The organism is Microbacterium sp. MF43, from assembly GCF_012847295.1.
Lineage (GTDB): Bacteria > Actinomycetota > Actinomycetes > Actinomycetales > Microbacteriaceae > Microbacterium.
This window is the reverse complement of sequence record NZ_JABBDY010000001.1, coordinates 510,263-530,848: the sequence shown is the minus strand read 5'-3', so window position 1 is coordinate 530,848 and position 20,586 is coordinate 510,263. Positions and strand designations below refer to the sequence as shown.

At 72.5% G+C, this 20,586-nt stretch carries 20 protein-coding genes; 9 read left to right on the top strand and 11 right to left on the bottom strand.

Going from position 1 to position 20,586, the window contains the following annotated elements; translation table 11 throughout:
- Nucleotides 1–2: 2 nt before the first annotated feature.
- The 3 genes from HF323_RS02345 to HF323_RS02335 are packed head-to-tail and all read right to left on the bottom strand — an operon-like array spanning nucleotide 3 to nucleotide 2,801.
- Nucleotides 3–365 carry a hypothetical protein gene (locus HF323_RS02345; RefSeq protein ID WP_169580952.1) on the bottom strand — a complete coding sequence of 121 codons (363 nt, stop codon included), beginning with the start codon at nucleotides 363–365 and terminating at the stop codon, nucleotides 3–5.
- Nucleotides 366–410: 45 nt separating this feature from the next.
- Entirely contained in the window at nucleotides 411–1,811 is a 1,401-nt protein-coding gene (locus tag HF323_RS02340; RefSeq protein ID WP_169580951.1) for an AAA family ATPase, read from the bottom strand.
- 42 nt (nucleotides 1,812–1,853) lie between these two features.
- Nucleotides 1,854–2,801, bottom strand: coding sequence for an aminoglycoside phosphotransferase family protein (locus HF323_RS02335; RefSeq protein ID WP_169580950.1), 948 nt, complete (start codon nucleotides 2,799–2,801; stop codon nucleotides 1,854–1,856).
- A gap of 70 nt (nucleotides 2,802–2,871) precedes the next feature.
- Here HF323_RS02335 and HF323_RS02330 point away from each other — a divergent pair, with 70 nt between their 5' ends.
- Nucleotides 2,872–3,510, top strand: coding sequence for an ArsR family transcriptional regulator (locus HF323_RS02330; RefSeq protein WP_169580949.1), 639 nt, complete (start codon nucleotides 2,872–2,874; stop codon nucleotides 3,508–3,510).
- Here HF323_RS02330 and fdhD read toward each other — a convergent pair.
- Together fdhD and moaA are read right to left on the bottom strand one after the other, a co-directional pair.
- Nucleotides 3,468–4,340: a formate dehydrogenase accessory sulfurtransferase FdhD gene (fdhD, locus tag HF323_RS02325; RefSeq protein WP_169580948.1), complete on the bottom strand. Its 873-nt coding sequence runs from the start codon at nucleotides 4,338–4,340 to the stop codon at nucleotides 3,468–3,470. The two genes, HF323_RS02330 and fdhD, sit on opposite strands and share 43 nt — an antisense overlap.
- Before the next feature lies 1 nt (nucleotide 4,341).
- Complete coding sequence (gene moaA / locus HF323_RS02320; protein WP_169581335.1) at nucleotides 4,342–5,394, bottom strand: GTP 3',8-cyclase MoaA; 1,053 nt, start codon at nucleotides 5,392–5,394, stop codon at nucleotides 4,342–4,344.
- Nucleotides 5,395–5,712: 318 nt separating this feature from the next.
- Between moaA and HF323_RS02315 the strand changes: the two genes are divergently transcribed.
- The 5 genes from HF323_RS02315 to HF323_RS02295 are packed head-to-tail and all read left to right on the top strand — an operon-like array spanning nucleotide 5,713 to nucleotide 12,221.
- The gene (locus tag HF323_RS02315) at nucleotides 5,713–7,158 is read left to right on the top strand and encodes a cytochrome ubiquinol oxidase subunit I (protein WP_169580947.1); all 1,446 of its coding nucleotides are present in this window, start codon (nucleotides 5,713–5,715) and stop codon (nucleotides 7,156–7,158) included.
- A gap of 9 nt (nucleotides 7,159–7,167) precedes the next feature.
- Nucleotides 7,168–8,199: a cytochrome d ubiquinol oxidase subunit II gene (cydB, locus tag HF323_RS02310; RefSeq protein ID WP_169580946.1), complete on the top strand. Its 1,032-nt coding sequence runs from the start codon at nucleotides 7,168–7,170 to the stop codon at nucleotides 8,197–8,199.
- 52 nt (nucleotides 8,200–8,251) lie between these two features.
- Complete coding sequence (gene cydD, locus HF323_RS02305; protein ID WP_169580945.1) at nucleotides 8,252–9,937, top strand: thiol reductant ABC exporter subunit CydD; 1,686 nt, start codon at nucleotides 8,252–8,254, stop codon at nucleotides 9,935–9,937.
- Nucleotides 9,934–11,613 carry a thiol reductant ABC exporter subunit CydC gene (cydC, locus tag HF323_RS02300; RefSeq protein ID WP_188241627.1) on the top strand — a complete coding sequence of 560 codons (1,680 nt, stop codon included), beginning with the start codon at nucleotides 9,934–9,936 and terminating at the stop codon, nucleotides 11,611–11,613. The genes cydD and cydC overlap by 4 nt, the downstream gene beginning before the upstream one ends.
- A 53-nt stretch (nucleotides 11,614–11,666) precedes the next feature.
- Nucleotides 11,667–12,221, top strand: coding sequence for a GNAT family N-acetyltransferase (locus HF323_RS02295; protein ID WP_169580944.1), 555 nt, complete (start codon nucleotides 11,667–11,669; stop codon nucleotides 12,219–12,221).
- Here the strand turns inward: HF323_RS02295 and HF323_RS02290 are convergent.
- From HF323_RS02290 to HF323_RS02265, 6 genes are all read right to left on the bottom strand, one after another.
- On the bottom strand, nucleotides 12,193–13,803 hold the full coding sequence (locus HF323_RS02290; RefSeq protein WP_169580943.1) for an SDR family oxidoreductase: 1,611 nt from the start codon (nucleotides 13,801–13,803) through the stop codon (nucleotides 12,193–12,195). The two genes, HF323_RS02295 and HF323_RS02290, sit on opposite strands and share 29 nt — an antisense overlap.
- A gap of 62 nt (nucleotides 13,804–13,865) precedes the next feature.
- The gene (locus tag HF323_RS02285) at nucleotides 13,866–14,462 is read right to left on the bottom strand and encodes a GNAT family N-acetyltransferase (RefSeq protein WP_169580942.1); all 597 of its coding nucleotides are present in this window, start codon (nucleotides 14,460–14,462) and stop codon (nucleotides 13,866–13,868) included.
- A gap of 25 nt (nucleotides 14,463–14,487) precedes the next feature.
- Nucleotides 14,488–15,588 carry an ATP-binding cassette domain-containing protein gene (locus HF323_RS02280; protein ID WP_317450967.1) on the bottom strand — a complete coding sequence of 367 codons (1,101 nt, stop codon included), beginning with the start codon at nucleotides 15,586–15,588 and terminating at the stop codon, nucleotides 14,488–14,490.
- Nucleotides 15,585–16,394 carry an ABC transporter permease gene (locus HF323_RS02275; RefSeq protein ID WP_317450966.1) on the bottom strand — a complete coding sequence of 270 codons (810 nt, stop codon included), beginning with the start codon at nucleotides 16,392–16,394 and terminating at the stop codon, nucleotides 15,585–15,587. The genes HF323_RS02280 and HF323_RS02275 overlap by 4 nt, the downstream gene beginning before the upstream one ends.
- Entirely contained in the window at nucleotides 16,391–17,197 is an 807-nt protein-coding gene (gene modA / locus HF323_RS02270) for a molybdate ABC transporter substrate-binding protein (protein WP_169580940.1), read from the bottom strand. The genes HF323_RS02275 and modA overlap by 4 nt, the downstream gene beginning before the upstream one ends.
- The gene (locus HF323_RS02265) at nucleotides 17,197–17,589 is read right to left on the bottom strand and encodes a TOBE domain-containing protein (protein WP_169580939.1); all 393 of its coding nucleotides are present in this window, start codon (nucleotides 17,587–17,589) and stop codon (nucleotides 17,197–17,199) included. Before HF323_RS02265 ends, modA begins: the two co-directional genes overlap by 1 nt.
- 134 nt (nucleotides 17,590–17,723) lie before the next feature.
- Between HF323_RS02265 and HF323_RS02260 the strand changes: the two genes are divergently transcribed.
- From HF323_RS02260 to moaC, 3 genes are read left to right on the top strand one after another with little or no spacing between them, the layout of a single operon-like run.
- Nucleotides 17,724–18,854 carry a HesA/MoeB/ThiF family protein gene (locus tag HF323_RS02260; RefSeq protein WP_169580938.1) on the top strand — a complete coding sequence of 377 codons (1,131 nt, stop codon included), beginning with the start codon at nucleotides 17,724–17,726 and terminating at the stop codon, nucleotides 18,852–18,854.
- Nucleotides 18,851–20,089, top strand: a complete 1,239-nt coding sequence (gene glp, locus HF323_RS02255) for a gephyrin-like molybdotransferase Glp (protein WP_169580937.1) — start codon at nucleotides 18,851–18,853, stop codon at nucleotides 20,087–20,089. The genes HF323_RS02260 and glp overlap by 4 nt, the downstream gene beginning before the upstream one ends.
- Nucleotides 20,086–20,586: a cyclic pyranopterin monophosphate synthase MoaC gene (gene moaC / locus HF323_RS02250; RefSeq protein WP_169580936.1), complete on the top strand. Its 501-nt coding sequence runs from the start codon at nucleotides 20,086–20,088 to the stop codon at nucleotides 20,584–20,586. Before glp ends, moaC begins: the two co-directional genes overlap by 4 nt.

Genomic DNA, 20,586 nt, shown 5'->3' with positions numbered 1-20,586 from the left:
GGTCAGAAGACGAACATCTGCCCCATGATCAGGATCGCGATGAAGAAGATGCCGATGATCGCGGCGATGATCCCGAGCGTCTTGCCCGAGAGCTTCGCGACGCCCCAGCCGACGAGGAAGGGGAGCGCGAGGAGCAGGATCGCCACGATCCACCAGAAGGCGACATACCCCGCCTCGGTCGCCTCCGACAGGCGGCCGGCGAACAGCTGCTGGGTGTTCGGGTGCATCGCGAAGCGGACGGCCGCCGAGATGGGCACCGCGACGAACGCGAAGATGATGAGGCCGAGGAGCGCGCCCCACAGCCCGGGGCTGCCGTTTCCGCTGAGGACGCCGCCGTGGAGTTCCTGGTCGTGACGAGTTGCCATGGCGATGACCCTATCGGAGAGGTGTCACGTCTACGCGTCCCCCGTTCAGGATGAGAACGGCTCGCCGCCCGGCTCGCCGGCCGCTCCGACCAGCGAGCGCGTCAGCGCGGCAGCCGCGCCGAGCATCTCGTCGAGCGCGTTCTCGAGATGGGCATCCGACAGCGGTTCACCGGCGAGGGCCGCCCGGAGGGCCGCGCGCCGCACGAGTTCCTTCGTGAAGGACGCTGTGACACCCTCTGCCCGCTCGGCGGCCTCATCGAGGGCAGCGGAGCTGAGCGGGGTGTCGCGGGCGTGCAGTGCCAGCAGCGCGCGGCGGGCGGAGGCATCCGGAAGCGGGATCTCGGCCGCGTGATCGACGCGACCCGGCCGCTGCGCCAGTGCCGGCTCGAGGATGTCGGCGCGGTTGGTCGTCATCAGGAACGCGATGTCGGCATCCCCGCCGACGCCGTCGAGGGCGTCGAGGATCTCGAACAGCAGAGGCTGGGGTCCGCCGAACATGCCGCGCTCCGTGGCGACGAGGTCGACGTCCTCGAAGATGAGCATCGCCGGAGTCATCGTCCGCGCCAGCCGCGCAGCCTCGGCGACGAAGCGCAGACTGCCGCCCTGCAGCAGGATCGCGGTGCGCGAGGGCGTCGCCGAGAGGAGGTGCTCGACGGTCAGCGTTTTGCCGGTGCCGGGCGGGCCGTAGAGCAGCACCCCGCGCTTGAGGTGCTGACCGTAGGCCAGGAGCGCCGCAGCCTGTTCGCCGATTCCGATCACATGGGCGCGGATGCCGTCGAGCACCCCGTCCGGCAGCACGATGTCGTCGACACCCACCGACGGGCGCGGGAGGAAGGTGAGCGAGCCCAGCCCGTGGCCGTACTCGTCGGCGGTGAAGCTCACGACGTTGCCGCGGATCACGCTGTGCTCGTTCATCTCCTCGTGCATGCGGCGCAGCAGCCGTCCCGCCACGCCCTCCTGCGCGGCGACGACGTCGAGCGTGACCGCCTCACGGCCGTGCATCGGCATCGCATTGCGGACGAGGACCGCGACCGCCGCACCCTCGAACCGGAAGAGGTGCAGGCCGAACGCCACCGTCTCGCGCGACGCGCCGGGTCCGACGGGGGTCGTGACGTACTCGACGGGCCCGGGCGCGAACCCCGAATAGCGGTGGGCGAGGAGGCTCTGCGTGTCCTCGTGGTGCCTCTCCATGCCGCCCGCGACACCCACCAGCCGGGCATCCGGATCCTCGCTCGCGATCACTCCGAGCGCGATGTCGGCATCGGCGAGCCGGTGCGCACTCACCTTCTCGCTCGTGACGGGAACGGTGTGCGCGGCCACCCCGAGGTGCTCGCGCACGAGAGCGCCCAGGCGCGTCTCCTGCGGCTCGCGGGTGTCGGGCAGCTCGTTGAGTCGCCGGACGAGGCGCTGCAGATCGGCCACGAGGGCGCGGTCGTTCGAATCCATGCGCCCCACCGTAGCGGCGGGGGGAGGCCCCGCCGAGTGCGATCACACCAGGCCGGCCTCAACTCTCCGCCGCAGCCAATCGGCCGCGACCGCTCCCTGGGCCCTCTGGAAATCACGAACCGCGCGCAGAGCCGGCACCGCGGGACGCACGGATGAACACAGGAAATAGCCCGCGACGGCGGCCACGATCGAGGTGACGTCGCTTGGCCGGGCCTGATCTGCGAGATGAGATTCGTTGAACAGGCGCTCGGCCGACGGCGTGCCGGGGAAGAGACACATGCTAGGCACGGCCATTGCCCAGTCGAGCCACGATGCGCCGACGCGGATGTCCGTCCAGTCCACGATCACCACCTCGCCGGCAGGCGTCCGGATCATGTTGTCGGCGCGAAGATCGCCATGGACAAGCGTCTCGCCGATGCCGGCTTGGCGCCACCGAGAGGCCAGCGCGTGAACCTGCGCCATGTTCTGCCACACCCACGGGTCGATCCGCGCACCGCGGTCATCGGGCGCCGTGCTCCATGCGTCGAGCGCACCACTGGAAGCCGCCGCGAACGTCGGCGCATCGACGGGCGCGGGCGTGAAGCGGTCCACCAGGTCCTCGAACGCCCGGACCATGGCTGCCCTTTCGACCGGGTCCGACGGGTGCGGCGGCCGACCGGGGACATGTTCGAGGACGAGCGCGACCCAGTCGCCGTCGTCGTAAGCCCCGAGAAGACGGGAAACGCGAGGGCGCACGCCGAGCGTCTCGAGATTCCTTCGCTCGCGGCGGAAGAGTTCCGCGCTTCCCGGTGCCGTCTGCTCGCCCACGGCCTTGGCGAAGACGACTCGTCCGTCGGCCAGGGTCAGGCTGGATGCCAGCCCCGGTGAGAAGCCACCGACCGCCGACCTCGTCTCACGCACCGGCGAGCCGAGTAGCCCCTCGATCCCGCGCCGGACGCGGTCAGGAAGATCGTGCCAGACGAGCCTGCTCCCGCCGCCGTGCACGTCCATCGGATCAGCGTAGCGACGGAGCGCCGATCGGCATCGGGCACGAGGGTTCCCACCCCCGGATAATGGGACCATGTCCGCCGGCTACAGCGCGATCTCGAGCTACTCCCGCGTCGAGATCATGCACCTCGTGCAGCAACGCCCGCGGCGGACGATCGCCGAGCTGGTCGAGGCCACCGGACTGCACCCCAACACCGTGCGCGAGCACGTGCATCGGCTGATGGACGCGGGCTACGTCATCGCCGAGACGGAGCGTCGCACCACCCGCGGCCGCCCGCGCGTGCTCTACACGGCCGCGACGGGCGACGCCGCGGCATCCAGTCCCGTCGCTGCGCAGCGCGCGAGAGATGCCGCCGCGCGCGGCGATCTGCTGCGCCGCGTCTACCCGAGCGCCGCGGAAGAGGTGCTCGAGCCCGAGGCGCTCCACCAGCTCGACGCGCTCGTCGAGGATCTGAGCGAAGCGGGCTTCGACCCGCTCATCGACGAGCGCACCCTCACCGTCGATCTCACGCCGTGTCCCCACGCCACGACCGCCGACCATCGCGGCATGCTCTGCCGCGTCCACGTCGGACTGATGGACGGCGTGCTCACCCAGGCGGGCGGACCCCTCAAGGTCGACGGCATCGCCCCGTCATGCGACCCGGCGCAGTGCGTCGTGCAGCTGTCGCTTCAGGCCGACGCGTCGAGCGTCACGCGGTCCGGCCGCGAGTAGAGGTTCATCGTCTCGCCCCGCACGAATCCGGCGAGGGTGAGACCGGATGCCTCGGCGAGCTCGACCGCGAGCGACGACGGAGCCGACACCGCCGACAGGATCGGGATGCCTGCCATGATCGCCTTCTGCACGAGTTCGAAGCTCGCCCGGCCCGAGACCTGGAGCACCGTCCCCCGCAGCGGCAGCCGATCGGCGAGCACGGCCCAGCCGACGACCTTGTCGACGGCGTTGTGCCGCCCGACGTCCTCGCGCACGACGAGCAGCTCTCCGCTCGCCGCATCGAAGAGCGCCGCGGCGTGCAGGCCGCCGGTCTTGCCGAAGACGGCCTGTTCTGCGCGCAGCCGCTCGGGAAGCTCGATGAGGCGAGCGGCCGGGATGGTCGCGGCATCCGTCCCCACATCGTGGGACGAGACCGTCTGCACCGCGTCGATCGAGGCCTTGCCGCACAGCCCGCACGAGCTCGTCGTGTAGAAGCTGCGTGCGAGCGAAGGGTCGGGCGGCGAGACGCCCGCGGCGAGCGCGACGTCCAGCACGTTGTATGTGTTCTCGGTGGACGCCGCTGCTCCCACGGCACCTGTCCCGGGGCCGCCGCAGTGGATGGCGCTGCGGAAGTGGGAGCCGCGCGAGATGACGCCCTCCGACACCAGGAAGCCGGCCGCCAGTTCGACGTCGTGTCCTGGCGTGCGCATCGTGACGGCGAGCGGCTCGCCAGCGATCCGGATCTCGAGCGGCTCCTCGACGGCGAGGGTGTCGCTGCGACGGCGTCCGCCGAAGCCGGCGCCGTCGTGCGTGACCTTCACGACCGGTCGATGGACGGTGAGTCGTCCCACGTCAGCCGCCGATCGCGTTCATGCCGCGTACGGGCTGGAGGAACGCCGGATCGTCGATCGCGTGCCCGGGCAGCTTCCCGTGCACGCACGAGCGCAGCATCCGATCGACCTCGTCATCGCGCGAGCCCTCCGCGCTCCCGCGCAGGATGGGCAGCAGGTCGTACTCGGTCGTCGAGAACAGGCAGTTGCGCAGCTGGCCGTCGGCGGTGAGGCGCAGCCGGTCGCAATCCCCGCAGAACGGGGCCGTGACCGACGCGATCACCCCGACCGTCCCGGGACCGCCGTCGAGGAACCAGCGTGCGGCAGGAGCACCCTCCCTCCCCGGTACGGGAGTGAGGTCCCAGCGAAGCGCCAGCGTCTGCAGGATCTCGTCCTGCGTCACCATGCGCGCCCGATCCCACGTGTGCCCGGCGTCGAGCGGCATCTGCTCGATGAAGCGCATCTCGGCCCCGTGCGCCAGCGCGAACGCGACGAGCTCGACCAGCTCGTCGTCGTTGACGTCGCGCATGGCGACCGCGTTGAGCTTGAGGGGACGCAGATCGGATGCCGCGGCCGCCGCGATCCCGTCGAGCACGTCGTCCAGCCGATCGCGACGGGTGAGCTCGCGGAACCGGTCGCGCCGCAGGGTGTCGATCGAGATGTTGAGCCGGCGCAAGCCCGCGCCGATGAGCTCGGGCAGCAGTTCGCGCAGTCGGATGCCGTTCGTCGTCATGGCGATGTCGACCGGCCGCCCCTCCGGGCCGGTGATCGCGGCGAGCCGCCTCACGACCTCGACGATGTCGGTGCGCAGCAGCGGCTCTCCACCCGTGAGCCGGAACGTCGTGATGCCGTCGGCCGCACCGATCCGGGCGACCTCGACGATCTCGTCGAGCGTCAGGATGCTCGACTTCGCGAGCCATTCGTTCCCCTGCTCGGGCATGCAGTACGTGCACCGCAGCGAGCAGCGGTCGGTGAGCGAGATGCGCAGGTCGCGGTGGACGCGGCCGTGCGTGTCGAGCAGCGGCGCGCCGAGGCCGACGCGGGTCTCGTCCGACGCGGCGGCGGGCCGGGGCATCCGGCGCGCGATCGTGACCGGGATCGCGCTCACGCGCGCGTCCCCGAACGCCGGGCCCGGATCGCCATGGTTCGAGCGTAACCGTGGCCGCGCCGCCGCGGTCGCGTGCGACGTCATTATTCACGGCCCAGGGCCTGGCGGCCGGGGCTGCGCTCCTGTCACGCTCAGATCGGAACCCCGCCTCCGCTCGCCGAGACGCGCCGACCGCGTCGCCCTCGACCCGCGCGGAGCGACGAGTGACAGGACCCTGGACCTGTGGTCTGACCACATGATACTGTGGTCAGACCACAGATCGATCGAGCGATCGGAGAACGCATCGTGGACCTCCTCGACCCGCTGCTGCTGGCACGCTGGCAGTTCGGGCTCACGACGCTGTACCACTTCCTCTTCGTGCCGCTCACGCTCGGCATGGCGCTGACGGTCTCGATCTTCCAGACCGCCTGGTTCCGCACCGGCAACGTGAAGTGGCTCCATCTCGTCCGGTTCTTCGGCAAGATCTTCCTCATCAACTTCGCGATGGGCGTCGTCACCGGCATCGTGCAGGAGTTCCAGTTCGGCATGAACTGGTCGGCGTACTCGCGCTTCGTGGGCGACGTGTTCGGCGCACCGCTCGCCTTCGAGGGCCTGATGGCCTTCTTCTTCGAGGCGACGTTCATCGGCCTGTGGATCTTCGGATGGGATCGCCTGCCGAAGGCGCTCCATCTCGCGAGCATCTGGATCGCGACGATCGGCGCCTGGTTCTCGGCGTACTTCATCCTCGCGGCGAACGCGTTCATGCAGAATCCCGTCGGCTTCAGGATGGCCGAGGACGGGTCTCGCGCCGAGATGACCGACTTCTTCGCGGTGCTCTCCAATCCCGTCGCCCTCGCCGCGCTCCCCCACACCCTGTTCGCGGCGTTCATGATGACGGCCGGCGTCATCATCTCGATCTCCGCCTGGCAGCTGCTGCGCGGCCAGAACGTCGAGATGATGCGCATCTCGCTGAAGTACGGGTTGTGGGGCATGATCGTCGCGTTCGCGGGCGTCGCGATCTCGGGCGATCAGCTGAGCCTCGTGATGGTGTCGACGCAGCCGATGAAGATGGCGGCGGCCGAGGCGATGTTCGACAGCGCGTGCGGGGCGGATGCCTCGTTCTCGGTGTTCACGCTCGGCACCCCCGACGGCTCGACCGAGCTGTTCTCCATCCGCATCCCGTACCTGCTGGCCTTCCTGTCGACGCACACGCTCGACGGCTGTGTCGAGGGCATCAACGACCTCAACCTGCAGTACACGACCGAGATGTTCCCCCAGTTCGCCGACCAGGTCGACGGCAACTTCGCACCGGTCCTGTGGGTCACCTACTGGTCGTTCCGCTGGATGATCGGCCTCGGCGGCATCGCCGCGCTGACCGCCGTCGTGGGGCTCTGGCTCACCCGCAAGAAGGCCAAGCGCGAGGTTCCCGCATGGGCCTGGAAGCTCGCCATCTGGGCCTGGCCCGCCTCGCTCTTCGCGATCCTCGTCGGCTGGGTGTTCACCGAGATGGGCCGCCAGCCCTGGATCGTCTTCGGTCTCATGCTGACCGAGGACGGCGTCTCGCCCTCGGTCCCCGGGTGGACGGTGCTCATCTCGCTCGTCGCCTTCACCCTGATCTACGCCGCGCTGGCGGTCGTCGAGATCGGACTCATCGTCAAGACGGCGAAGAAGGGGCCCGACCCCCTCCCCGGACCGGACGACCCCGACCCGCGCGACCTCGCGGTCGAGCACACGCCCACCACGGTGTACTAGGAGCACGACATGGATCTCGCCTACCTCTGGTTCTGGATCGTCGGCTTCCTGTTCGTCGGCTACTTCGTTCTCGACGGGTTCGACTTCGGCGTCGGGATGTCGCTGCCGTTCCTCGGCAAGGACGACATCGGGCGCCGGCAGATCATCAACACGATCGGCCCCGTGTGGGACCTGAACGAGACGTGGGTCATCGTGGCCGGCGCGTGCCTGTTCGCCGCGTTCCCGGAGTGGTACGCCACGCTCTTCAGCGGCTTCTACCTCGCCCTGCTGCTGATCCTCCTCGCCCTCATCCTGCGCGGCGTCTCGTTCGAGTACCGCCACCAGCGCGACAGCCTGCGCTGGAAGCGGGGCTTCGACACGATGATCGTCATCGGCTCGGCGGTCCCCGCACTGCTGTGGGGCGTCGCCGTCGCCAACATCGTGCAGGGCGTCCCCCTCGACGCGGACCACGAGTTCACCGGTTCGCTTCTCACGCTGCTGAACCCCTACGGCCTCCTCGGCGGACTGACGACGCTCCTGCTGTTCTTCACCCACGGCGTGTACTTCGTGGCGCTGAAGACCGACGGGCAGGTGCATGAGGACGCTCGCCGCCTCGCGCGCCGTGCCGGAGCGCTGACGGTCGCCGTCGCAGCGGTGTTCCTGATCTGGACGATCCTCATCGCCGCCGCCAACGGCGCGCCTCTCCTCGCCGCCGTCGTGGCGTGCGCCGGCATCGCCGCCGTCACGCTGCTCGCGTCCCTCGTCTCGAACCTGCGGGATCGCGAGGGATGGGCGTTCGGCTTCGGCGCGGCGACCATCGTGGCCGCCGTGCTGACGCTGTGGTTCGCGCTCTTCCCGAACGTCATGCCGTCCTCGACCGACCCGGCCTTCAGCCTCACGATCGAGAACGCCTCGAGCACCGACTACACGCTCACGATCATGACGTGGGCCGCGGCGATCTTCCTTCCCCTCGTGCTGCTCTACCAGGGCTGGACGTACTGGATCTTCCGCAAGCGCGTCTCGCGCACACGCATCGAGCAGGCAGTCGCCGGCGGCCACTGAGCCGGGGCATCCGAGCGTCCCGCCTGGACGCGACGGATAGGGTCGAGGGGCGATGAGCGAAGTGCAGAGCGAGACGGGCACCGAGCCGCCCCGGCCGTCGGGCAAGCCGGTCGACCCGCGACTCCTGCGCTACGCGACCGCCTCACGCGGGTTCTTCGTCGCGATCGCTGCCATCGCGGTCGCCCAGACCGCGGTCGTCGTGTCGTTCGCGTGGCTGCTCACGCGCGCGATCACCGGGCTGATCGACGGGATGCCGCAGCAGGAGCTCGCCGCGACGCTCGGCGCGCTGGCCGCGGTGGTCGCCTTCCGCGCCGGCCTGCTGTGGGCGCGGGAGGCCGTCGCCTCACGCGCCGCCGCCCGCGTGCAGGCGCAGCTGCGCTCGGCGCTGGTCGGAGCCGTCGGGATCCTCGGTCCGGAGTGGCTCGGGAGCCGCAATTCCGCGCACCTCGCGGTCACCGCGGGGCGGGGACTCGACGCGCTCGAGGCCTACTTCGGCCGATACCTGCCGCAGCTCGTGCAGACGGTCGTCGCCACTCCGATTATCGTCGCGGTGATGTGGTGGCAGGACTGGGTCTCCGGACTCACAGTCGTGCTGACCCTCCCCCTCATCCCGATCTTCATGGTGCTCATCGGGTTGGCCACGCGATCGGTCCAGCAGCGGCAGTGGCGCACACTGCAGCGGCTCGCCGCCCGCTTCGCCGACACGGTGCAGGGGCTCTCGACGCTCAAGGTCTTCGGCCGGCAGCATCGGGCGGCAGCCTCCATCGAGCAGGTGACCGATCAGTACCGTCGCGAGACCCTGCGCGTGCTGCGGGTGTCGTTCCTCTCGGGATTCGCGCTGGAGTTCCTCGCAAGCATCTCGGTGGCGATCATCGCGGTGTCGATCGGCTTCCGCCTGATCGACGGCGCGCTCGCCTTGACCGTCGGACTGTTCGTGCTGCTGCTCGCCCCCGAGGCGTACCTGCCGCTGCGACAGGTCGGCGTGCAGTTCCACGCGGCGGCCGAGGGCGTCGCCGCGACGGACGACGTGTTCGATGTGCTCGACGCCGCGCGTCGGATCCGGTCCGCCGCCTCCCGCCGCACCGGCGGCGGTGCGCCCCAGGGCGGCGGGCTGCGCATCGAGGGTGCGCGCGTGGTGCGGGGCGAGCGGATGCTGCCACCCGTCGACCTCGAGGCGGGGCCGAGTGCCGTCGTGCTGATCGAGGGACCGAGCGGCAGCGGCAAGTCGAGCCTTCTCGCCGCGCTGCGCGGGGCCGCGACGTTCGAGGGCTCCGCGACGTTCGGCGGGGTCGACGTGCGTGCTCTGACGGCACCGTCGTGGCTCGCCTGGGCCGGGCAGCAGCCCGGGCTCGTCGCGGGCTCGATCGCCGGCAACGTCGCGCTCGGCGACGACTCCCCCGACCCCGCGCTCGTGCACCGCGCGCTCGCATTGGCGTGCGCAGCCGACCTCGCGCCCTCGCGGGAGCTCGGCGTGCAGGGCGCGGGACTCTCCGGGGGCCAGGCTCAGCGCGTCGCGGTGGCGCGCGCGTTCTACCGGCACCTGCGCGGGCGCGCACCGGTGATCGCCCTCGACGAGCCCAGCTCCGCCCTCGACCCCGGCACCGAGGCGCGCCTGTGGGAGAACGTGCGGGCGCTGGCCGACGACGGGGCGACGGTGCTGCTCGTCTCGCATCGCACCAGTTCACGGGGGATCGCCGACACGGTCGTGCGACTCGAAGCGAGCGAGGTGACCGCGTGAGCGAGGCATCCGTCACCCCCGCCGCCGTGCTGCGCGGCGCTCTCCCGCCGGCCCGCCGCTTCTGGCCGGCGCTCGCGTCGGGATTCGCGTCGGAGGCATCCGCCGTCGCCCTCCTCGCGGTCAGCGCGTGGCTCATCGTGCGCGCCAGCGAGCAGCCGCCGGTGCTCTATCTCTCGGCTGCCGTCGTGGGCGTGCGGTTCTTCGCGCTGGCGCGCGCGAGCTTCCGCTACCTGGAACGGCTCACCGGTCACGACGCGGCCCTTCGTCAGCTGGCGACGACGCGGGCGGCGCTCATCCGGCGCCTCGTGCCCCTCGCTCCGGACGGCCTGGCCCGCACACGCCGCGGATCGGTGCTCGGAGCGCTGGTCGACGATGTCGACGACCTGCAGAACCTGCCGCTGCGGGTGGTGCAGCCGCTCGTCGCCTCGGCCACCGTCGCCCTCGGAGCCGTCGTGCTGGTGGCCCTGGTGTGGTGGCCGGCGGCGTTGACACTGCTCGGCTGCCTGCTGGCCGCCGGGTGCGCTGCGGCCCTGTGGGGCTGGGCGGCCGGATCCCGCGCCGAGCGCGACATCGCTCCCCTTCGCGCGCGCGTCGCCGATGCCGTCGTCGACCACCTCGGCAGCATCGACGTGCTGCTGGCGTACGGCGCCGAGGCCTCCAGCCGCGCCCGCATCGCCGCCGCCGACGCCGCCCTGCGGCGGGCGGTCGTGCGGCGCGCAGGGGCGCAGGCCGGCACCGCCGCCGTCGTCTCGCTGCTCGCCGGAGCCGCCTCGATCCTCGCCGTCCTCGCCGCCGGTCCGGGTGCGGCGTCCGGGGCGGTGGACGGCCCGCAGATCGCGGTCGCCGTCCTGGTGCCGATGGCCGTGTTCGAGGTCTTCGCGTCGGCGCCCCTCGCCGCCTCGGCGTGGCGGCAGGTGCGAGCCTCCGCTGAGCGCATCGCCGCGGCCGTACCCGCCGCCGTGCCGGCCGAGATCGTGGACGAGCGGCCGATCGCGGCCACCGGCGACGCACCGGGGCTCGGCGAGGGACTGCGTCTGAGCGGCGCGTCCGTGCGCTGGCCGGGCGGTGCGGATGCCTCGCTGCGCGACGTCGATCTGCACGTACGCCCCGGCGAGCGCGTCCTCGTGATCGGGCCGAGCGGGGCAGGGAAGTCCACGCTCGCACACGCGCTCGTCCGCTTCCTCGAGGTCGACGGCGCCTACGATATCGGCGGACGCTCGGCGCACGATCTCGCCGCCGACGACGTGCGGCTCACCGTCGGACTGTGCGAGCAGCGACCCATGCTCTTCGACGAGGACATCCGCCAGAACCTGCTCTTCGCGAACGACCGGGCGACAGATTCGGACCTCGAAGACGTGCTGGCGCGCGTCGGCCTGGGAACATGGCTCGCGGAGCGCGGCGGACTCGACGCGCGCGTCGGCGAGCGCGGCGCACTGGTCTCGGGAGGCCAGGCGCAGCGGATCGCCCTCGCCCGCGCCCTGCTGCGCGGCTTCCCGGTGCTCGTGCTCGACGAGCCGACCGCGGGCGTCGACCCCGAGGCATCCGACGCCCTCCTCGCCGACCTGCTGGGAGCCGTCGGTCCCGAGCGCGCCGTCGTGCTCATCTCGCACGCCGCCGTCCCCGCGGGGCTCGTCGACCGGGTCGTGCGCCTCGAAGCCGGCCGCATCGAAGGCTGAGCCGCCGCGACGTCCGCGGTGTGGGAGCGGGATGCCTCCGCTAGCGTCGGTGCATGACCGTCACCGTCCGCACGGCGCTGCGTGAGGATGCGCTCACCATCTCCCGCATCCGGATCGACACCTGGCGCGCCGCCTACACGGGACTCATCGACGCCGAGATCCTCGACCAGATGGACGCCGACAGCGAGGGCGAGCGCCGGGCGGCACGGTGGGACGAGCTGCACGGGCCGCGCCACGTGGAGTTCATCGCCGAGGTCGGCGGCGTGCCGGTGGGGTGGGCGGCGATCGGACCGTCGATCGACGACGATCTGCCGCGCGACGGTCAGCTGTTCGCGATCTACGCTCTTCCCGACCACTGGTCGCGCGGCGTCGGCCACGCCCTCCTGGTCGAGGCCGAGAACAGACTGCGCGCCGAGGGATTCCGCCACGCGCACCTGTGGGTGCTCGACGGCAACCTCCGGGCCGCCGCCTTCTACGAGGCGCACGGCTGGCACGAGGACGGTGCCACGCTCACCGACGAGAGACGCGGCTGGAGAGGTGCGGTCTACACCCTCTTCGAGCGGCGCCGCATCCGTGATCTCAGCGAGCCGGCTCCACCCCGGCGCTGAACTCCTGCGGCGCGGCGTCGGGCAGCTCCTCCACCGGCGGTGCGGTCCCGCCGCCGGCGCCCGCCTCGGCCGTCGCGGCGATCCGGCTCGCCATGCCGGCGAAGACGAATCCGTGGAACGGCAGCACCGCGAGCCAGTACAGACGTCCTGCCAGCCCGCGCGGGAAGAACACGGCGCGCTGGTCGTACCGCGAGCCGTCCCCCTCGGGCGAGGCCCGCAGCTCGAGCCACGCGAGACCGGGCACCTTCATCTCGGCGCGAAGCCGCAGCATCCGTCCCGGCTCGAGTGCTTCGACACGCCAGAAGTCCAGTGCATCGCCGACGCCCAGCCGCGCCCGCGAACGGCGGCCCCGGGCGAGTCCGATCCCGCCGACGAGCCGGTCCATCCAGCCCCGGATCGCCCACAGGATCGGCGACGAGTACCAGCCGTTCTCGCCGCCGATGCCCTCGATCACCCGCCACAGCGCCTCGGGCGGCGCCGAGGTGTGCGCCGTCCGCGCATCGACGAACACGACGCGCCCCGCCCAGTCCGGGTCGCTGGGAAGCGGATCGCTGGGCACCCCGAGCACTTCGGCGTCCGCCCAGCTCGTCTCGACGGTGTCGGACTCGACACGCCCGAGCGCGAGCCGCACGGCTTCCCGGTACGGCGTGAGGCCGTCGGCCGGGCGCGGCACGAGCTCGTCGATCGCGTGATCCTTCATGACGCATTCGTTCTGAAGCGACTCCACGAGCGGTCTCGCGATCGATCGCGGGATCGGCGTGACGAGGTTCACCCAGTGCGAAGCGAGGCGCGGAGTGAGCACCGGGAGCGCCGCGATGGCTCGCTGCGGCAGCCCCGCTTCGACGGCGTAACCGTTCATCATCTGCCCGTACCGCAGCACATCCGGTCCTCCGATGTCGACGGCCCGGTTGACGTCGGCGGGCACCCGCGCGGCGCCCAGCAGGTAGTGCAGCACGTCGCGCACGGCGATCGGCTGAATGCGGTTGCGCACCCACTTCGGAGCCGGCATGTACGGCAGCACCTCGGTGAGGTGGCGCACCATCTCGAACGACGCCGAGCCCGAGCCGATCACGACGCCCGCCTGCAGCACGAGCGTCGGCACGCCACTCGCGAGGAGCACCTCGCCCACCTCGACGCGCGAGCGCAGGTGCGGCGAGAGGGCGACACCGTCGGGGTGAAGACCACCGAGGTACACGATGCGCGCGACGCCGGCTTCCGCCGCTGCGTTCGCCACGGTCTCGGCCGCACGCCGGTCGGTGTCGGCGAAGTCGCGGCCCGCGGCCATCGAGTGCACGAGGTAGTAGAGGACGTCGACGTCTTCGACGGCACGGGCGACCGCCGAGGCATCCGTCGCGTCGCCTTCCACGACCTCGACGCTGCCACCCCACGAGAACGCGGCCATGCGTGCGGCGTCCCGCGCGAGGACGCGCACCACGTAGCCGCCCGCGAGGAGACGGGGCACGAGGCGCCCGCCGATGTAGCCCGTGGCGCCGATGACGAGCGCCCGCGGCGCCTGGCCGTCCGGCCCCGGGACGGCGGCGAGTGCCGGCTCACGTCCCGTCGGCGAGGAGAGGTCTTCCATGGAGGCAGAGTACGCGGGCAGGCCGTCGCCGCGCAGGGCTTGACGCGGAGCCCCCACCGGGTTCAATCCAGCCGGCGACCGAAGGCCCGGACCCCGTCGTGCGAGGGCAGGGGCGCGAAACCCACGCGCGGGTAGAACGCGACGGCCCCGGCGTTGTCGGAGGAGGCCACGAGGTGGAGCCCGGTGACACCACGGCGGCGCAGCTCGTCGATCAGCGTATCGATCAGCCGTCGCCCCAGCCCCTGCCCCTGCGCCTCGGGGAGGAGGTCGATGTGCAGGTGTGCGGGATAGTCGTCGCCGTACGGCTCGGCGCCCGGACCGCGCCCGTACGCATAGAGCAGGATGCCGTCCTGCCGCGATCTCTCGGCGCCCGGCCGCGGCCACCGTGCGCCGGCCTTCGGCCACCACCGCGTGCGGAACCACTCCTCGAACTCCCGGGTGTCGGGCGCCGCGACGACGTAGCCCACGACGCGCCCGTCGCCGGCCTCGACGACGAAGGCGAGATCCGGGTGACGGGCGACGTACGGAAGGACGAAGATCTCGGCCCACAGGTCGTCGTCGTCGAGCACCCCGGTGGCGTCGGCGCCGGCATCCGCCGTCTTCAGGCAGATGTCGGCGAGCGCCGGCTCGTCGCCGGAACGGAAGGGGCGGATGCGCACGCCACGAGTCTAGGAGCGGGGCCGGTCACGGCAGCGGCACGAGTCGCACGTCGTCCCTCGCCACACGAAGCCGCACCGGCACCCCCGGCGCGAGCCCGAGCTCGGCCGCGCGGTCGGCCGGTAGGTCGACGGCGACCTCGGGCTCGGCCGTGCGCACCCTGACGCCCGCGGGCGTCTGCTCGAGGCGCGTCACCCGGGCCAGCCACTCCCCGGAGCGAGCGGAGTCCTCCAGCCGCAGCGCGCCCGTCCATGTGTCCGCGCCGACGCGCTCGATCCCGACGGCCGACGGCCGGAACACCGCGGCGGCCTCGATGGTGCCGGAGGGAACGGATGCCTCGCCCGCGCTCGCGAGCACGAGAGGCCCCCGCTCCCAGCGCCCGCCGGCCACCGCGCCGACGACACGGTTGAGCCCGGCCACGGCCGCCGTGAACCGGGTGCCCGGCGAGGCGAGGACCTCGCGCACGGCACCGGCCTGGGTCACGCGACCCCCCTCGAGCACGAGCAGGCGGGTGGCGAGGGAGACCGCGTCGACGGCGTCGTGCGTCGCGACGATCGCCGTCATGCGCGTCGCGTGGAGCTGGTCGTGCAGCAGCCCGCGGATGTCGGCGGCGGTCTCCGCGTCGAGCGACGTGAGCGGCTCGTCGAGCAGGAGGGCCGACGGGGATGTCGCGAGGGCGCGCGCGAGCGCGACGCGCTGCTGCTGTCCGCCCGACAGCTGCGAGGGCCGCCGCGCCCCCATGCCGTCGAGGCCCACCCGCCACAGCCACTCGTCGGCCTCGGCGTGCGCGACGGGCTTCGCGGCGCCGTGGACCCGCAGGCCGAAGGCGATGTTCTCGTGCGCCGACAGATGCGGGAAGAGCCGCGGCTCCTGACCCAGCAGGACGATGCCGCGCTGGGCCGGCGTCGTCCATCGGCGCGGCGCACGGTCCAGCTCGCGTTCGCCGAGACGGACATGACCGTCGTCCAGGCGGACGAGGCCCGCGAGCACGCCGAGCAGGGTCGACTTGCCCGCTCCGCTCGGGCCCATCACCGCCACGACCTCGCCCGCGCCTGCGCGCAGCTCTGCGTCGAGGCGGAAGCCGGGCCGCTCGACGGCGACGCGGACGTCGAGCGTCGCGCCGGTCACCTCGGCGCCTCCGCCCGCCACGCCCGCACGAGCAGCAGCACGGCGATCGCCGTCACGAGCAGGAGGAGCGAGAGCGCCACCGCCGTGCCCTGCGACACGCCGGCGCCGTTGAAGGCCGTGTAGATCGCCAGGGGCATGGTCTGCGTCACGCCCGGCGCGTTGCCGGCGAAGAGCGCTGTCGCGCCGAACTCGCCGATCGCGCGCGCGAAGCACAGCACGATCCCGGCGACCAGCCCGGGCGCGGCCAGCGGCAGCGTCACGCGGCCGAGGATCGTCCACCGGCCCGCCCCGAGAGCGGCGGCGGCCTGCTCGTAGCCGATGCCGGTCGACCGCAGCGAGCCCTCCAGGGCGAGCACGAGAAACGGCAGCGCGACGAAGGTCTGCGCCAGGACGACGGCGGTCGTCGTGAAGGGGATGCGCACACCCCACTCGGCGAGGAGACCACCGAGCCAGCTCGTCCGGCCGAACAGGAACAGCATCGCCACGCCGCCCACCATCGGCGGCAGCACGAGCGGCACCGTGACCAGCGCGCGCAGCGCCGCCGCCGCCCGCGGGCGGCTCCGGGCGATGAGGAGCGCGAGCGGCACGCCGAGCACGATGCACACGGCGGTCGCCGTCAGCCCCGTCACCAGGGACAGCCCGAGCGCCGAGAGCGCTTCGGGCGACGTGATGTCGGCCCATAGCGTCGACCAGTCGACGCGCAGCACGAGCGCGATGAGAGGGAGCGCAAGCAGGGCGAGCCCGAGCAGCGCGGGCAGGGCGAGGATCCGCGGCACGAACCCGATGCGGCCGCCGGCGTCGCTCACGGTGCTCCGAATCCGCGTGCGTCGAGCACCGCGCGGCCGTCGTCCGAGAGCACGAAAGCGACGAAGGCGTCCGCCGCGGGGCGGTTGGCCGCCGACTCGAGCGCGACGATCGGATAGTGGTTGACGACGTCGGCCGCCCCTGCTGCGACCACGGCTTCCAGATCGTCCCGTCCGAGCACGTCGGTCGCGTATACGAGCCCCGCGTCCGCCTCGCCGGCGGCGACCTTCGCCACCACGGCGTTGACGTTCTGCTCCAGGCTCGCCGGGGTCACGGTCACCCCGTTGTCGTCGAGGAGGGTTCCGGATGCCGCACCGCACGGCACCTCGGGGGCGCAGAGCACGACCGTGAGGTCCGGGTCCGCGAGGTCGTCGATGGACGCGATGCGACCGGGATTGCCCGCCGGCACCGCGATCACGAGCGTGTTGGACGCGAACAGGTCGGGCCCGCTGGCCAGCCCCGCGTCCACCACCTTCCGCATGTTGCTCTCGTCGGCCGACGCGAAGACGTCGGCGGGGGCGCCCTCCACGAGCTGCGTGGCGAGCGTGCTCGAACCGTCGTACGAGATCGGGAGCACGTCGAGGAACGGATGCCTCGCCTCGAACTGCGTCGCGAGCTCGTCGAACGCCGCCCCGAGCGAGGCGGCGGCGAAGACGGTCAGCTCGCCGGTGAGCTCGGGCCCGGTCGCCTCCGCCGGCCCGGCAGCCGCCCCCGTTGCCTGGTCGGCAGCCGCGCAGCCGGCGAGGCCGAGCGTGAGCGCCGCCGCGACGACCGCGAGGGACACGAGCTGCCCGGATCGGCGCATCAGGCGCCTCGCGGCGTCTCGACGATGACGTTCGTCGCCTTCACGACGGCGGTGGCGAGCGAGCCGACCTCGAGGCCGAGGTCGTCGACGGCCTCGGCCGACATGAGGGACACGACGCGGTGCGGGCCGGCCTGGATGTCGACCTGGGCCATGAGTCCGTCCCGCTGCACGCGCGTCACCAGTCCGACGAAACGGTTGCGGGCGCTGGAGAGCACGTCCCCCTCGCGCGCAGCCGCGGCGAGCTCGACAGCCCGCACCGCGAGGGCGTCACCCGGGATCATCGCCGGACTCGCTCCGGTCGTCGGCAGCGTGCCTGCCTCGACCCATCGGCGCACGGTGTCGTCGCTCACGCCGAGGAGACGTGCGGCCTCGGCGATCTTGTAGTCCGGCATACCCGCACGATATCACCGCATCAGCGGCGCCTGATCAGGAATTTCGCCGCATCTGCGGAGTCTTCGCGAAGCCCGTGCATCCGGACCCGCGGCTCACGCGGCTCGTCCCCTCCGCACCGTCCTACCCTGGAGCCATGCCGATCCCGCCCCTGGTCGAGCCGAGCCCCGGTCTCACCGACGACGAGCGCGTCCGCACGGCGCGGCACGGCGCCCTCGCCGGATTCGGCGAGATCGCGCAGCGACGGCTCGCCGCGGCCCACGTGGCGGTGGTGGGAGCGGGCGGCCTCGGCTCCCCCACGGTTCTCGCCCTCGCGGCGGCGGGCGTCGGCACGCTGACCGTGATCGACGACGATGAGGTCGAGGCATCCAATCTGCAGCGCCAGGTGATGCACCGCGTGGGCGATGTCGGCAACCGCAAGGTCGACTCGGCGGTGCGGGTCGCCGCCGACCTCTCGCCGCACACGATCGTGCGGCCCGTCGCCGTGCGGCTCACGCCCGAGAACGGCCGCGACCTGCTCGCGGGGGCGCACGTCGTCGTCGACGGCACCGACACGTTCGAGACGCGGGATGCCGTCGCCGCCGCCTGCGAGAGCCTGGGCGTTCCCCTCGTCTGGGGCGTCGTGCAGGAGTTCCACGCCCAGGTGACGGTGTTCTGGTCGGCACCGCCCGAGCACATCTCCCCGGTGCGCCTGTCCGACCTGTACCCACCGTCGACTGTCGGCGAAGTCCCGAGCTGTGCGCAGGTCGGCGTGCTCGGTCCCCTCTGCCTTCAGGTCGGCTCGCTCCTCGCGACGGAGACGATCAAGCTCCTCACCGGGGTCGGCGAGCCCCTTCTCGGACGCGTGGCGCTCATCGACGCGCTCCGCGGTCGCACCGACGAGGTGCCGCTGCGACCCTCGTCCGCCACCGCGGCGGCCGAGGACGCGGCGGCCGGAGACGCAGCGCCCGCGCTCGACACCCCCGTGCCGCACGTCGACCTCGCCGCGACGCTGGCGGCACAGACCGCCGGCGCGACGCTCCTCGACGTGCGCGAGCCGCACGAGACCGCCACCGGCGTGCTGCGAGGCGCCGTGGAGCTGCCGCTCGGGAAGCTCCTGGCCGACCCCGCCGCCGCCGGGCCCGGGCCCGTCGTCGTGGTGTGCAAGGTCGGCGTCCGCGCCGAGCGTGCGGCCCGTGCCCTGCGAAGCGCGGGGGTCGAGGCATCCGTCCTCGCCGGCGGAATGGACGCGTGGGGCGAAGCCCCGCGCGAACGGACGCCGGCATGAGCTCCGACGGACTGGTCGGCGTGGCCGATCACCTCGCCGCGGTGCTCGCGGCGACCCCGCTGCTCGAATCCGTCGTCGTGCCCGTTCCCGCCGCCCGCGGGCGCACGCTGCGCGAGCCGGTGCGCGCCGCCGTGGACATCCCGATGTTCGACAACTCGGCGATGGACGGGTTCGCGGTGCGGTTCGAAGACGTGGCGGATGCCTCCCCCGACGGGCCGGTCCACCTGCGGGTCGTCGCCGACCTCCCCGCCGGCACCGCCCTCGACCCGGCGCTCGGCCGGAACGACGCGGCTCGCATCATGACGGGGTCACCGGTTCCCACCTCGGCGACAGCCATCGTGCCCTTCGAGGACACCGCCGGAGGTCTCGCCGACTCGCTCGACACGATCGCGGTGATGCAGGCGCCGCGAGCGGCCGGCGCGCATATCCGCCGCCGCGGCGAGGACGCCGTCACCGGCGACCCGCTCCTGCCGGAGGGCATTGCGCTCGGCCCCCTCCAGCTCGCAGCGGCTGCGGCCGCCGGCGTGTCCGACGTCGTGGTCAGCCGGACGGCGCGCGTCGCCGTCGTGTCGACGGGCTCGGAGCTCGTCCGGCCGGGCTCGCCGCTCCAGCGCGGGCAGATCCCGGAATCGAACAGCGAGCTGCTGCGCGGTCTGGCGGAGGAAGCGGGAGCCGAGGTGGTGCTGCGGGTGAGCGTCCCCGACGACGGCGACGGACCGCGCGAGGCCATCGCCGCGGCGGAGGCGCTCGGCGCCGACGTCGTGGTCTTCTCGGGCGGCGTCAGCGCGGGAGCGTACGAGGTGGTCAAGAGCACGCTCGGCGACATGATGACGTTCACGAAGGTGCGGATGCAGCCCGGCAAGCCGCAGGGATTCGGCCGAACCCCGAGCGGCACCCTGCTCTTCGGGCTTCCCGGCAATCCGGTGAGTGCCGCGGTGTCGTTCGAGGTGTTCGTGCGTCCCGCCCTCCTGCGCATGCAGGGCCGGGCCGACCTCGGCCGCCCGGTGCTGCGTCTGCCCGCGGGCGCGGCGTGGCGCACACCGCCCGGGCGGGCGCAGTACCTTCCCGTGACGATCGACCGCACCGATCCGGCCACGTGGCGCGCGCTGCCCGCGACGAGCGGCGGCTCGCACCTCGCCGGCGGTCTGGGGCGCGCCGAGGCGTACGCGATCGTACCCGCCGAGGTCGACCGCATCGACGTCGGCGACCCCGTCGATGTCATGCTGATCACATGAGCTTCACGCACCTCGACGACGCCGGCCACGCGCGCATGGTCGACGTGACCGGCAAGCAGCCGACGTCCCGCTCAGCGACCGCCCGCGGGTTCGTCCGCTGTGCGCCTCACGTGGTCGCGGCGCTGCGCGATGGCAGCGTGCCGAAGGGCGACGTGCTCGCCGTCGCGCGGATCGCCGGCATCCAGGCCGCCAAGCGCACGCCCGACCTCCTGCCGCTCGCGCACGTGATCGGCCTCCACGGCGCCTCCGTCGGGCTCGAGGTCACGGCCGACGGCGTGACCGTCGAAGCCACCGTGCGCACGGCCGACCGCACCGGCGTCGAGATGGAGGCGCTCACCGCCGTCTCGGTCGCCGCGCTCGCGATCGTCGACATGGTGAAGGGGCTCGACAAGGGCACCTCGATCGAGGACGTCCGCATCGTGGCGAAGACCGGCGGCAAGAGCGGCGACTGGTTCCGTGCGGGCGAAGACCCCTTGCGCGGCGCCGGCGAGGACTGA

What these genes read in the sequence shown, in the direction of transcription:
- cydD (WP_169580945.1), top strand. Translation starts at nt 8,252, where the DNA reads ATGAGCGAAGTGCAGAGCGAGACGGGCACCGAGCCGCCCCGGCCGTCG.
- modA (WP_169580940.1), bottom strand. Translation starts at nt 17,197, where the DNA reads ATGCGCCGATCCGGGCAGCTCGTGTCCCTCGCGGTCGTCGCGGCGGCG.
- HF323_RS02295 (WP_169580944.1), top strand. Translation starts at nt 11,667, where the DNA reads ATGACCGTCACCGTCCGCACGGCGCTGCGTGAGGATGCGCTCACCATC.
- HF323_RS02345 (WP_169580952.1), bottom strand. Translation starts at nt 365, where the DNA reads ATGGCAACTCGTCACGACCAGGAACTCCACGGCGGCGTCCTCAGCGGA.
- moaA (WP_169581335.1), bottom strand. Translation starts at nt 5,394, where the DNA reads ATGCCCCGGCCCGCCGCCGCGTCGGACGAGACCCGCGTCGGCCTCGGC.
- HF323_RS02260 (WP_169580938.1), top strand. Translation starts at nt 17,724, where the DNA reads ATGCCGATCCCGCCCCTGGTCGAGCCGAGCCCCGGTCTCACCGACGAC.
- HF323_RS02335 (WP_169580950.1), bottom strand. Translation starts at nt 2,801, where the DNA reads ATGGACGTGCACGGCGGCGGGAGCAGGCTCGTCTGGCACGATCTTCCT.
- HF323_RS02290 (WP_169580943.1), bottom strand. Translation starts at nt 13,803, where the DNA reads ATGGAAGACCTCTCCTCGCCGACGGGACGTGAGCCGGCACTCGCCGCC.
- moaC (WP_169580936.1), top strand. Translation starts at nt 20,086, where the DNA reads ATGAGCTTCACGCACCTCGACGACGCCGGCCACGCGCGCATGGTCGAC.
- cydB (WP_169580946.1), top strand. Translation starts at nt 7,168, where the DNA reads ATGGATCTCGCCTACCTCTGGTTCTGGATCGTCGGCTTCCTGTTCGTC.
- HF323_RS02330 (WP_169580949.1), top strand. Translation starts at nt 2,872, where the DNA reads ATGTCCGCCGGCTACAGCGCGATCTCGAGCTACTCCCGCGTCGAGATC.
- HF323_RS02265 (WP_169580939.1), bottom strand. Translation starts at nt 17,589, where the DNA reads ATGCCGGACTACAAGATCGCCGAGGCCGCACGTCTCCTCGGCGTGAGC.
- HF323_RS02340 (WP_169580951.1), bottom strand. Translation starts at nt 1,811, where the DNA reads ATGGATTCGAACGACCGCGCCCTCGTGGCCGATCTGCAGCGCCTCGTC.
- glp (WP_169580937.1), top strand. Translation starts at nt 18,851, where the DNA reads ATGAGCTCCGACGGACTGGTCGGCGTGGCCGATCACCTCGCCGCGGTG.